Origin of the sequence: Speluncibacter jeojiensis (assembly GCF_029589495.1) — a bacterium.
Taxonomy (GTDB): domain Bacteria; phylum Actinomycetota; class Actinomycetes; order Mycobacteriales; family Mycobacteriaceae; genus Speluncibacter; species Speluncibacter jeojiensis.
Window position 1 is genome coordinate 1,309,752 of record NZ_JAAIVF010000001.1, and the last position, 11,854, is coordinate 1,321,605.

Consider the following 11,854-nt stretch of genomic DNA (forward strand, 5'->3'; position numbering starts at 1 on the left):
GAGGTCAGGCGGTCCGGGCGAGGCGACGCAGCGTCAGTTCGCCGAGGATCGCTGCGCCGTCCGCGAGCACGGCGTCGTCGAATTCGGCACGCGCGGAATGGTTCGGTGCCGCCGTTGCGGCGTCGACGCCGGCGGGGCAGGCGCCGAGAAACGTGAAGGCGCCGGGGATCTCGTCGAGCACACGGGAGAAGTCCTCGGAACCGGTCGCGGGCTGGGGTGACCATGTGAAGCGGTGCTCGCCGTGCAGGTCCGCAACGACCTCGGCGACGAACTCCGCCTCGCCGGCGTCGTTCACGGTGACCGGATACTGGTCGGCATATTCGATCTCGACCTCGAGGCCGTGCGCCTGCGCGATGCCCGTGCAGGTCCGGAGGAACCCCTCTTTGACGAGCCGCTGGTTGTCGCGGGAGAAGCTGCGGATCGTGACGCCGAACTCCGCGGTGTCCGGGATGACATTGTTTGCGGTGCCCGCCACGAACCGGCCTACCGTGAGCACCACCGGATCGAACGGGTCGAAGGTGCGGGTGACGAACGTCTGTAGGGCAGTGACCATCTCGCACGCCGCCGGAACAGGGTCCTGGGCGCGGTGCGGCATCGACCCGTGGCCGCCGCGTCCGTGCACGATCACGCGCACCGCGTGCGACGCGGCCAGTACCGGACCGCTGCGCGTGGCGAAACTGCCCTGCGCCTGCATCGACGCACTGACGTGCAGACCGTAGGCGGCGACGGGGCGGTTGCCCGAGGCCTCCAGCACACCCTCACGGATCATCAGGCCGGCCCCGTCGTGGCCCTCCTCGCCCGGCTGGAACATGAACACGACGTCCCCGGACAGTCGATCACGGTGCGCCGCAAGCGCTTGAGCCGCACCTACGAGCATCGCGGTGTGCAGGTCGTGCCCGCAGGCGTGCATCGCGTCCGGGTTGGTCGACCGGTAGTCGAGCCGGGTCTGCTCGGTCAGCGGCAGCGCATCCATGTCCGCGCGCAGCAGCACGGTCGGCCCGGGCATCCCCCCGCGCAGCACCGCGGTGACCGAACTCAGCGAGGCGCCGAGCGTGGTCTCCAGTGGCAGCCCGTCGAGCGCCGTCAGCACCTTCTCCTGTGTGCGCGGCAGGTGCAGGCCGAGTTCCGGCTCGGTGTGCAGCGACCGTCGCAGCTGCACCAGATCGCCCTGCAACTCACGGACGTCATCGAGGATCGACATGGTCATGGCAGCCCCTTTGGGTGTGTTCAGCAGAGCCGCTATGGTGACCTGCATCGCTCTTGACGCCGTGTCGATCGCAGGAATCATTCATGAATGACCATCCCGTGCAGGAATCTGCCGACGTTCTCGACGAGGTCGACATCGCCCTGATCAATGCATTGCAGTTCGATCCCCGAGCGCCGTGGTCGACGATCGGGGCGGCGCTCGGCATCGACCCCGCGACGGCGGCGCGACGCTGGTCCCGGCTGGTGGCAGGCGGCGTCGCCTGGGTCGTCGCCCATCCCGGCGGCCCGCAGGTGGCGGCATTTGTCGAGGTCGACTGCGCGGCCGGACAGGTCCACGCGACCGCGCAGGCCGTCGCGGCATGGCCGCCGGTGCTCACCGTCGAGCACGTCAGCGGCGGCAGGGACCTGCTGCTGACGGTGACCGTGCCTACGCTGGGGGCACTGTCCCGTCTGGTCACCACCGCGCTGGGTGCACTCGACGGCGTCCGTGCCACGCGGACGCATCTGGTCACCCGGCCGCACGTGATAGGCGGCGACTGGCGCCTGCGGGCACTGACCCCCGGGCAGCGGGCCCGCCTCGGCAAGTCCGTACCCGCGACGTCGGGCCGGCAGATCACCCGGGCGCTGACTCCGGTCGAACGCGAGTTGGTCCAGGTGCTGTCGGTCGATGCGCGCACGTCGCTGACCGAGATCGCCGACGCGATCGGCACCAGCGCCAGCACCGTCCGTCGGCGACTGGGCTCGATGATCGAGCACCGGTCGCTCGAATTCCGTTGCGACATGGCCCAACCGCTGTCCGGCTGGCCGGTCTCGCTCACCCTGTGGGCGCAGGCGCCCGGCGATCAGGCACCGAAGGTCGCGCAGGCGTTGGCCGGGCTGGCCGAAACCCGGGTGTGTCTGGGGCTCACCGGCGGAGCCAGCAACTTCCTGCTGACCGCGTGGCTACGGTCGCTGGAGGACACCGAACGACTCGAACAGGTGCTGGCCGACCGCGTGCCGGCGATGCGGATCATCGACCGCACGGTCACGCTCTCCACGGTCAAGCGGATGGGCAGGCTGCTCGGACCGGACGGACGGGCCGTGGGCGTGGTGCCACTCGACATCTGGTCCGACAGCGCATGAGGTGGAGCCGTACCGGCAGTGGAGCCGGCGGCAGCGGTCGTTGATCGCTGGTCAGGACCGCAGATGCGCGAGGACCGCGAGCACGCGGCGGTGCCCGCTGTCGGACGCCGACAGTCCGAGCTTGGCGAAGATGTTGCCGATGTGCTTGCTCACCGCGGTGTCGCTCACGACGAGTTTGCGGGCGATGTCGGCGTTGCCGAGCCCCTCCGCCATGAGCCCGAGGACCTCCGATTCGCGCGGAGTCAGGCTGCGGATCGGATCGTCGGCGCGGCGCCGGCTCATCAGCTGCGAGATCACCTCGGGATCCATCACGGTGCCCCCGGCGACCACGCGGCGCAGGGCGTCGACGAACTCCTCCACCTTGCCGACCCGTTCCTTGAGCAGGTAGCCGACGCCGCCCGCGCCGTCGGAGAGCAGGTCGCCCGCGTACCGGTCCTCGACGTACGCCGACAGCACCAGCACCGGGAATCCGGGGCGACGCCGGCGCGCCTCGATCGCCGCTTTCAGACCCTCGCTGGTGAACGTCGGCGGCATCCGCACGTCGAGTACCGCGCCGTCCGGCGGGTCGGCCTCGAAGGCGTCGAGGAACTTCTCCGCGTCGTCGACGGCGGCGGTCACCTCGATGCCGACACTGCCGAGCAGCAGGGCGAGCCCCTCGCGCAGCAGCGCGTCGTCCTCCGCGATCAGAATCCGCACGGCAGCTCCACCTCGAGTCTCGTCGGCCCGCCGAGCGGGCTGTCCAGCGTCATCTTCCCCTCGAACGCCGCCACGCGGCGCCCGATCCCGGATAGTCCGCTGCCCGACGATGCGATGGCACCGCCCACCCCGTCGTCGCGGACGTCGATCACGAGCGTGCCGCCCCGGTCGTCGTCACATGTCGAGAGTGTGACCCGTACCTGTTCGGCACCACTGTGTTTCGCCACGTTGGTGAGGGCTTCCGCGACGACGAAGTAGGCGGCCGCCTCCACCGCGGCCGGCGCCCGGCGCAGTCCGTCGACGTCGAGGACGCACGGCACGCTGCTGCGGCCGGCGAGCGCGGAGACGGCCCCGCCGAGACCTAGTTCGTCGAGCACGGGAGGGTAGATGTCGTGCACCAGGGTGCGCAGCTCGGACAGCGCCTCCGCCGCGGCGTCCTGCGCCCGCAATAGTTGCGGCAGCGCCTGATCCGGCGCCACCCGCAGCGACCGCTCCGCCAGACCGAGCATCATCACGACGGCCACGAGACGATTCTGGGCGCCGTCGTGCAGGTCCCGCTCGATACGGCGCAACTCCGCGGCGTGCGCGTCCAGGGCCGCGGCGCGGCTCACCGTCAGAGCCGAGACCCGTTCGGACAGCTCGGTTTCCCGGCCCGGCGCGAGCAGCGTGCCGGCCAGCCCGGCGATACCACGGGCGAGGGCCGGGATCCCCCACCACGCCAGTATCGCGAACCCGACCCCCACCAGCGGCATCCCCGCCGCACCCCACCACGAGGTGACCGGGTAGATGTTGCTCACCGGCTCGTCCGGCGGCAGCGCCCGCCAGTAGAACGGGATCGCGAACGAGTTGATCATCCCGAGGGGCAACCCGATTGCGATCACTCCGATGACGAGCGCAGCAACCCCGTGGATCGCCACCCATGACGCGTCGCGTCGGGTGGCCGGGGCCGCGAGCAGCCGGAACACGTCGGCAAAGCCCGGGTCGTCGGGGATCGGCGGATACCTTTCCGGAACAGGTCTTCCGGTGAAACGACCGGCGCGGAGGCGGGCCCGTCCGGCCCACCAGCGCAGCACCCGCAGGTACCGTGGCACGGCCAGCCAGCCCACGATCAGGACGAGCAGCGCGGCCACCACCAGACCGGCCGTCAGCATGCAGAGCGACACGACGGCGGCCACCGCCTCGACCGCGAGAAAGCGCAGGGCACGCCACCGCGTCGCGAGCCGATCTCCGAGCACCATCGCTCCAGCATGCCGCACCCGAAGCCGCGTGTCGGTACAGCTGACTACACCATCGATCCGGTACCGCACGGGATGTTCCGGGGCGGCGATGATTCCTAGCGTGGTCACCCATGAGGTCCTTCACTTCTCCCCCACCCCCGGTCCAGAGTCCGCCGCAGTCGGCGGTCCGCCTCGCCGACGTGAGCAAGACGTACGGTTCCGGACGCACACAGGTCACCGCGCTCGACACCGTCAGTCTGTCCCTCGCCCCCGGTAGTTTCACCGCTATCATGGGCCCGTCGGGGTCGGGCAAGAGCACCTTCCTGCACTGCGCCGCCGGACTCGACCGGCCCACCCGCGGCTCGGTGTGGCTGGGCGAGACCGAGATCAGTGCCCTGAAGCCCAAGGCCCGCACGATCTTCCGGCGCGACCACATCGGGTTCGTGTTCCAGGCGTACAACCTCATGGCCGCGCTCACCGTCGAACAGAACGTGACGCTGCCGCTGCTGCTCGCCGGCCGCCGCGCCGACCGTGCTCACCTGGACCACGTGCTGGACGCGGTAGGGCTCGCCGACAAGCACCATCGGCGTCCCGCCGAGATGTCCGGTGGCCAGCAGCAGCGGGTCGCGATCGCCCGTGCCCTGATCACCCGACCGCACGCGGTGTTCGCCGACGAGCCGACCGGCGCGCTCGACTCGCGCACCGGACGCCAGGTGCTGGACCTGTTGCGCCGCACCACCGTCGAACTCGGCCAGACGATCGTCATGGTCACCCACGATCCCGTCGCCGCCGCGCATGCCGACCGGGTCCTGTTCCTCGCCGACGGCCGTCTCGTCGGACGGATGGACGCACCCAGTGCCGCCGCCGTCGCCGACCACATGACCCATCTCGGAGAGTGGTGAGCATGCACCGTTCCCGTCTTCGCCAACTGGCCCGCGCGAACGTCGGGCAGCGCCGGGGCAGCTTCGCCGCGGTGTTCGTCGCGGTGCTCTGCGCCACGGCCCTCACGTGCGCACTCGCCGTGCTGTTCGAGTCCGGCATCCGCGGCGGCGTCACCCCGCACCGCTATGCGGGCGCCGACGTGGTGGTCGGGGCCCCCCAGGCCCTCGACGTGCGCGAGGACGTCGACCAGCCGTTCACCGAACGCGCGCTGCTCCCCGCCTCGGCTGTCGACGAGTTGTCGCGGGTACCGGGCGTGCGGGCCGCGATCGCCGACCTCACGGTGCCCCTGTCGACCGACGACGGGGCCGTGCTCGACGCGCATCCGTGGTCGTCGACGGGCCTTGCGCCGTACACGCTGACCGAGGGGCGTGCGCCGTCCGGACCGAACGAGATCGCGGTGACCGGCGGCAGAGCGCTCGGTGACCGGATCACCCTGCGCCACGGCGGTATCGCCGACGAATACACGGTCGTCGGTGTCGTGTCGGCGCCGGAAGCCGAACCCTCCGACCGGCCGGCGACGGTCTTCCTGTCCGATGCCCGGGCCGGCAGTCTGTGGCCGCACCGCGGCCGGGTCGCCGCAGTCGGGCTGCTCGCGGCGGACGGCGTCGACGCGTCCTCGCTCGCCACCCGCGTGCGGGACGCACTGCCGGGCCTCGACGTGCGCACCTACACCGGTGACGCCCGCGGGGACGTCGAGTACCTCGACGCCGGTGCCGCCCGCAGCGAGCTGATGGCACTGTGTGCGGCGTTCGCGGGAGTGGCGATCCTCATCGCGATGTTCGTGGTATCGAGCACCCTGTCGCTGTCGATCCAGCAGCGGCGCCGCGAGTTCGCGCTGCTGCGGGCGACGGGCGCGACTCCCGGTCAGGTCCACCGACTGGTCGGCACCGAGGTGCTGCTCGTCGCGGGCGCCGCCGCGCTGCTGGGTATCGCACCCGGCTACGCGCTCGCCGGCGTCCTGCACCGCCGGTTCGTCGACGCGGGGGTGCTGCCGTCGGACTTCGCACTCGCGCTGAGCCCTGTCCCCGCCGTCGTCGGCGTCGTCCTCGCGCTCGTGACGGCCCGGCTCGCGGGCGCGGTCGCGGCCCGGCGTCCGGCCCGGCTCGACCCCACCGAGGCGCTGCGCGAATCCGCGGTCGAACCGGCCGGTGTCGGCTGGGGTCGTCTCGTCACCGGGGTCGTGTTCGGCGCCGGCGGTATCGCGACGTCGCTGCTGCCGATGGTGCTGCCTGGTCCGGCGGCGATCGCCGGTGCCGGTGCGTCGGCGATGCTGTTGATCGTCGCGGCGGCGCTGCTGGGCCCGGTCCTCGTCGGCGGTGCGGTCCGCTGGTTCGGCGGCCCGCTGCGACGCAGTGCGTCCCCGGCGTTCGTCCTCGCCGCCGCGAACGCGGGCACCCGGTCGCGCCGGCTGGCGTCCGCGATCACCCCGCTGGCGTTGGCGATCGCGATCGGCGCCGTCCAACTGTTCACGCAGGACACCGTCGCCGCCGCTGCCGACGACCAGTCCCGCAGCGGCATCACCGCCGACCTGGTGGTCACCGCCCCGGCCGGGCTGTCCCCGTCCCTGATCGAGACCATCGCCGCGGAACCTGCTGTCCGCGAGACGGATCCGATCGCACGGAGCACCGCCCTGTTCACCACCGGCGGGGAATCGCCGCACACCGACTCCTACCCGGTCCAGGGCGTCGACCCGGCGTCGGTGGCCTCCACCCTCGACCTCGACGTCCGCGACGGCGACCTGAGCCGGCTGCGGGTCGGTACCGTCGCCCTGTCCACCGACGCCGCATTCGCGATGGGCGCGCACGTCGGCGGCACCGTCCCACTTCGGCTCGGGTACGGCGCCCTCGTCACCCCCGAGGTGATCGCGACGTACGGGCGCGGCCTCGGCTTCGGCGACGTGACCCTCCCGGTGGCGCAGGTGCTCGCGCACACCACGTCCGCCCTGAGCGGCACCCTGCTGGTGTCCGCGCAACCCGGACGCGTCGACGAGGCGCGTGCCGCCATCACCGGGCTCGGTGGCGTCACCGTCGCCGATCGGGCCGAGTTCGCCGCCGCCGGCCAGGACCAGCGGCGCAAGCAGTCGGGCGTGAACCTGGTGGCGCTCGTCGTACTGCTCGGTTATCTCGCGGTGGCCGTCGTGAACACCCTCGTGCTGGCCACCGCCGAACGCGGACGCGAGTTCGCGCTGCTGCGACTCGTCGGCGCGAGCGCCCGGCAGGTTCGGGCGATGATGCGCACGGAATCGGTGATCGTCGTGTCGGTCGCGGCGGTGCTCGGCACGGTGATCGCGCTGCCGCCGCTCGCGGGGGTCGCGGTCGCGGTGTCGGGGCGTCCGATCCCGGCGGTGTCGCTCCCGGTGTACGGGCTGATCGTCGCCGGAACGGTGGTGCTGGGCCTGCTCGCCATCGCGATCCCCACCCGGACCGCGATGCGCGCCGATCCCGTCGCCGCTATCGGCACCCGCGAGTAGGAAATTAGGCTGACCGCCATGACTTCCTTCGATCCCGCCGTCGTGGCCGCTGTGACCAGGCACATGAACGACGACCACACCGGCGACAACCTGCACATCGTCCGCGCGTTCGCGGAACCGGCCGCCACCGATGCCCGCATGACGGGCCTCGACACCGAGGCCGGCGAGTGGACCGCCACCGTCGACGGCGTCTTGAAGACCGTGCGGGTCCCGTGGATCGGTCAGGTCACCGACCGGCCGTCGATCCGGGTCGAGGTGGTCGCCCTGTGCACCGCCGCATACGAGAGGCTGGGCATCGAGCCTTCCGGGCACTGACGCCCAGAGCGAACGCCTCTTGCCGCACCGTGTCGGTAAGCGTGTAATCAAGTAATCACGTAAGGAAGTGATTGCCATGAGGAACGCCCAACGAGGGTTCGGCCGCCCCGGCGGATGGCAGCAGGCGCGCGTGCCCGACGCGAGCGACGCCGCCGAGTGGTTCGCGGGACGCCTGCCCGACGACTGGTTCACCGGCGCCGCGGAGATCACCGTCGATCGCGAGGAGATTCTGGTGGTCGGCCCACTGCCCGCCACCACCGGCGGCTCGAAGGCGGCCGAGGAGGGCCAGGCGGCGCGGTTCCGTGAGGACACACGGACCCGCCGGATGCAGATCGCCGACGAGGCGCAGGAGCGCTACGGCCGCACCGTCTCCTGGGGTGTGCGCGCCGGGGAGGAGCGAATCCTGTTCACGCACATCGCGGTTCCGGTGATGACTCGGCTACGCCAGCCCGAGCGCCGGGTGCTCGACACGCTCGTCGACGCCGGGGTGGCACGGTCCCGTTCGGATGCGCTGGCGTGGTCGGTCCGGCTGGTCGGCCAGCACTCCGAGGAATGGCTGGCCAAGCTACGGGAGGCGATGAACGAGGTCGAGCACCTGCGCGCCGCCGGGCCGGAGCTGTAGCACCCGATCACCCCTCGACGAGCTCGGCGTCCTCGCGCCAGTCGTAGACCACTGCGGTGCGCAGCACGATGTCCTGCAGCGATCTTCGGTGCGGATCGACTGCGGCCCACAGTAATCCGACCGCGAACAGCACGCACGCGGCCGCGCGCAGTGCGGCCTGCGGCCAACGGACGAGTCGGTGCGAGGTCGTGATCACGCGCAGTCCCATCGCCACCGCGCCGATGGTCCGGCCGGTCGTCGCCCAGCACACGGTCAGGTACAGGATCGACACGACCACGGTCGCGCCGGCCGACAACCAGACCTCGGGTGCCGGCAGACGAAACCCCGTGGGCGAGTACAGGAGTCGGACCAACATCAACCCCAGATAGATGGCGCCGAGGAAGGCCAGCACCACGCAGAGGTCGACGACCGCGCACAGGCCGCGCGTGACGATGCCCGCGGGCCGCGGTTCCCGGGCGATCAACGTCCCGGCTCCGTCGGAGGTTCGATCTCGGCCGGCGCATCGCGGCCGAGCAACCGGCCGAAGAACCCGGCCACCGCATCGTCCGCCTGCATGCCCTGGCTGCGCACGCCGCGCACCGCCTCGGTGGTCAGCGAACCGGTCGAATCCCGGATGATCTGCGGCAGGTCGACGCCCTGGATGATCTCGTCGGCCAGCGCGATCATGTCCAGTCGCTCGAGGATCCGCTCCAGGTCGATCCGCGCGGCCACCCCGTCGACATCGACCCGGTTCAGGATCCGCTCGATGTCGACGCCCTCCACGATCGCGTCCAGGTCCAGTCGGCGCACGATGGCCGGCAGGTCGACGCGCGCCACCACCGCGTCGACATCGATCTGCTCGGCGATCGCATCGAGGTCCACGTGGTCGCGCACGATCTCGGTGACATTCGCCTCGGCCAGGGCCGCCGCGAGGATCTCGCGGATCACCACCCGCAGTACCGACCGCGACAGCACCGCCGCGAGTTCGAGACTGCGCCGGCCCCGCTCCGCGGACTCTGCGACGAGTTCGCCGAGCCTCGGGCCGATCACCGGTACCCGAGGAACCGCACCGAGAGCCGCCTCGGCCATCCGAAGCGATCCCGCCGCGGCGGAGACGGCCGCGCCGAGCAGTACCGAGCCCACACCGGGGCGTTCGCCCTCACTCATCGGCCCGGCCCTTCTCGCGCGATCCATCGATGCCCACAGCATGACACCGACGCTCTCCGCGGCGCTGCTCAGCCGCGAGAATCCACCGCCACGGCCTCGCCGAGGTCCACCGGTTGCCGCCACTGCCGAAGGGTGCGTGAGCAGAGCACCCCGGCCAGCAGCAGCCCGCCGATGATCGCGATGACCAGACCCGTCCGGTGCAGACCGGCGTCGTCCATCGGCCGGCGCAGGGTCAGTTCGATGACCACCGCAGCCAGGTTGGCGCCGATGTACTGAATGGTGCGGTAGATGCCGATCGCGGTGCCGACCTCGCCCGGTGAGGTCACCGAGTTGATCAGGTTCTGGTTGCCCATGTTGTTGAAGCCGTTGGGGATTCCCAGCACGCACGCGACCAGCAGCAGCACCCACACTGGGCTCGCGCCGTTCTCGACGAGCGTCAGCAGCAGTCCGCCGACGACCAGTCCGACGGTGCCGACCAGCAGCGTGCGGCGCGGCCCGTGCACGGCGAAGGTGCGTGAGGCGGTCATGGTCGAGCCGATACCGACCAGTGCGACCGGCAGCATGAGCAGTCCGGCGACCGTCGCGGAGAAGCCGCGGGACTCCTGCAGCCACTGCGGCAGGCCGAAGAATACGCAGTAGAACGCCGTGTAGGTCATCAACGTCCGTCCGAGCGTCATGCTCAGCGCACGGTTGCGGGCGACCGTGCGCACGTCGATGAACGGGGTCGGGGTGCGGGCCTCCCAGCCGACGAACGACGCCGTCAGTACGGCGACCACCGGCACGAGCCACCACAGCGGATGCCCGGTCAGCGACAGCAGCAGGAACATCGTCGAGGCGACGAGCCCGAGGAACAGCGCGGTGCCCATCGGGTCGAGCGAGCGCAGGAACTCGCGCGCTCCGACGGTGTCCCGCGCCGTCGGCGGGTCGGCCGGCACCCGCCGCCACACCCAGACGAAGGTCAGCACCACCATCGGCAGGTTGACCCACATGATCGACTGCCAGCCGAACAGCCCGACCAGCAAGCCGCCGATCGTCGGTCCCAACGCCACCATCGACTGCGCGCACACGGTGAGCACCGCGATCGCCGAACGAGTCTGCGCGCCGGTGTGTTCGGCGATGTTGCGGATGATCGTCATCGCGTTCGGATACTGGCTGGCGGTGCCGATGCCGAGCAGCACCCGCGCGAAGATCAGCCAGCCGAGGGTGGGCGCCAACGCACCGACCACCGCGCCGACACCGATCATCAGCAAGCCGGCCAGGTACACGCGGCGCGGGCCGAGCAGCACGCCGAGCCGGCCGGCCGTCGGGGCGGTGACGGCGGTGGCGATGTAGAGCGCGGAGATGACCCATGAACTGCCCTGCGCGGAACCGAAGTACGCCGCGATGCCGACGATCGCAACGGCGATCATCGACGAGTTCAGCGCCTGCAGCATCGTGCCGGAGCCGAGGCCGAGCGAGATCGACCGAGGAATCGGCCGGTGGTCGGGTCGTCGACCCTGTGCGGTTGTCGTCACGCCGGCCGGCCCGGTTCGGCGGCGAGTCGGCGCATGATCCGGCCGGCCTCGAACAGCAGTTGCCGCTCGGCGTCGGTGCAGTCACGGGCCAGCAGGTCCGCCAGCCACAGCGAGCGGCGGGCACGGTCCTCGGCCAGGGTCCGCCTGCCGTGCCCGGTCAGCGACACCACGCTCGCGCGCGCGTCGGCCGGGTCGGGCACCCGGGTGACCATGTCGTCGGCTTCGAGGATCGCGAGCGTGCGGGCGATCGACTGCGGAGTCACCTGCTCGAAGCGCGCGAGTTCGCGCGCGGTCATCGAGCCCTCGCGATCGAGATGCCCGAGCGCCTGCAGTTGGGTCGGGGTGAGCTTGTGGTCGGCGCGCTTGCTCCGCAACCGCCGATAGAGCGCCGCGACGTCGTCGCGGAAGGCCGTCACGTCCGGGCCTGCATCGCCGACGTGCCCGGGGTCCGTCGGCTGCGCCGTCATCGATCCGCCTCTCGTCGCACACCCGGCGGGGCATTTATTTAGCCAGGCTTGCTGTCTATCTTACGACAGGACGCAATGGCGGCCCGGGAGGGGATGTTGCGACGAACCCGAAGTTCCAAGACTGCGCACAGTTGGGA

General features: G+C 71.2%; 12 protein-coding genes. 5 read left to right on the forward strand and 7 right to left on the reverse strand.

All coding sequences use genetic code 11. The features are described 5' to 3' along the window. Nucleotides 1-4 precede the first annotated feature (4 nt). Nucleotides 5-1,201 (reverse strand): M20 metallopeptidase family protein, encoded by a 1,197-nt coding sequence (locus G4X40_RS05690; RefSeq protein WP_277831303.1) that lies wholly within the window; start codon nucleotides 1,199-1,201, stop codon nucleotides 5-7. An 89-nt stretch (nucleotides 1,202-1,290) separates the two neighbouring features. Here G4X40_RS05690 and G4X40_RS05695 point away from each other — a divergent pair, with 89 nt between their 5' ends. Beyond that, the gene (locus G4X40_RS05695; protein ID WP_277830751.1) at nucleotides 1,291-2,328 is read left to right on the forward strand and encodes an Lrp/AsnC family transcriptional regulator; all 1,038 of its coding nucleotides are present in this window, start codon (nucleotides 1,291-1,293) and stop codon (nucleotides 2,326-2,328) included. A 51-nt stretch (nucleotides 2,329-2,379) separates the two neighbouring features. On the opposite strand, the gene G4X40_RS05700 is transcribed toward G4X40_RS05695, so the two are convergent. After that, nucleotides 2,380-3,024: a response regulator gene (locus tag G4X40_RS05700; protein WP_277830752.1), complete on the reverse strand. Its 645-nt coding sequence runs from the start codon at nucleotides 3,022-3,024 to the stop codon at nucleotides 2,380-2,382. Then, a complete protein-coding gene (locus G4X40_RS05705; protein ID WP_277830754.1) occupies nucleotides 3,012-4,262 on the reverse strand; it encodes a sensor histidine kinase in 1,251 nt (416 codons plus the stop codon). Before G4X40_RS05705 ends, G4X40_RS05700 begins: the two co-directional genes overlap by 13 nt. Before the next feature lie 110 nt (nucleotides 4,263-4,372). Between G4X40_RS05705 and G4X40_RS05710 the strand changes: the two genes are divergently transcribed. The 4 genes from G4X40_RS05710 to G4X40_RS05725 all read left to right on the forward strand — a co-directional run bounded on the left by G4X40_RS05710 (nucleotide 4,373) and on the right by G4X40_RS05725 (nucleotide 8,590). Then, nucleotides 4,373-5,143 carry an ABC transporter ATP-binding protein gene (locus G4X40_RS05710; protein WP_277830755.1) on the forward strand — a complete coding sequence of 257 codons (771 nt, stop codon included), beginning with the start codon at nucleotides 4,373-4,375 and terminating at the stop codon, nucleotides 5,141-5,143. A 2-nt stretch (nucleotides 5,144-5,145) separates the two neighbouring features. After that, nucleotides 5,146-7,653: an ABC transporter permease gene (locus G4X40_RS05715; RefSeq protein WP_277830756.1), complete on the forward strand. Its 2,508-nt coding sequence runs from the start codon at nucleotides 5,146-5,148 to the stop codon at nucleotides 7,651-7,653. 18 nt (nucleotides 7,654-7,671) lie between these two features. Then, nucleotides 7,672-7,968 carry a DUF2470 domain-containing protein gene (locus tag G4X40_RS05720; RefSeq protein ID WP_277830758.1) on the forward strand — a complete coding sequence of 99 codons (297 nt, stop codon included), beginning with the start codon at nucleotides 7,672-7,674 and terminating at the stop codon, nucleotides 7,966-7,968. Nucleotides 7,969-8,044: 76 nt separating this feature from the next. Next, nucleotides 8,045-8,590 carry a hypothetical protein gene (locus G4X40_RS05725; RefSeq protein ID WP_277830760.1) on the forward strand — a complete coding sequence of 182 codons (546 nt, stop codon included), beginning with the start codon at nucleotides 8,045-8,047 and terminating at the stop codon, nucleotides 8,588-8,590. 7 nt (nucleotides 8,591-8,597) lie between these two features. On the opposite strand, the gene G4X40_RS05730 is transcribed toward G4X40_RS05725, so the two are convergent. From G4X40_RS05730 to G4X40_RS05745, 4 genes are all read right to left on the reverse strand, one after another. Beyond that, the gene (locus G4X40_RS05730; RefSeq protein WP_277831304.1) at nucleotides 8,598-9,050 is read right to left on the reverse strand and encodes an RDD family protein; all 453 of its coding nucleotides are present in this window, start codon (nucleotides 9,048-9,050) and stop codon (nucleotides 8,598-8,600) included. Then, nucleotides 9,050-9,736 carry a hypothetical protein gene (locus tag G4X40_RS05735; RefSeq protein ID WP_277830761.1) on the reverse strand — a complete coding sequence of 229 codons (687 nt, stop codon included), beginning with the start codon at nucleotides 9,734-9,736 and terminating at the stop codon, nucleotides 9,050-9,052. The genes G4X40_RS05730 and G4X40_RS05735 overlap by 1 nt, the downstream gene beginning before the upstream one ends. A gap of 68 nt (nucleotides 9,737-9,804) precedes the next feature. Then, complete coding sequence (locus tag G4X40_RS05740; RefSeq protein ID WP_408642142.1) at nucleotides 9,805-11,208, reverse strand: MFS transporter; 1,404 nt, start codon at nucleotides 11,206-11,208, stop codon at nucleotides 9,805-9,807. 38 nt (nucleotides 11,209-11,246) lie between these two features. Continuing rightward, a complete protein-coding gene (locus tag G4X40_RS05745; RefSeq protein ID WP_277830763.1) occupies nucleotides 11,247-11,717 on the reverse strand; it encodes a MarR family winged helix-turn-helix transcriptional regulator in 471 nt (156 codons plus the stop codon). Nucleotides 11,718-11,854 lie beyond the last annotated feature (137 nt).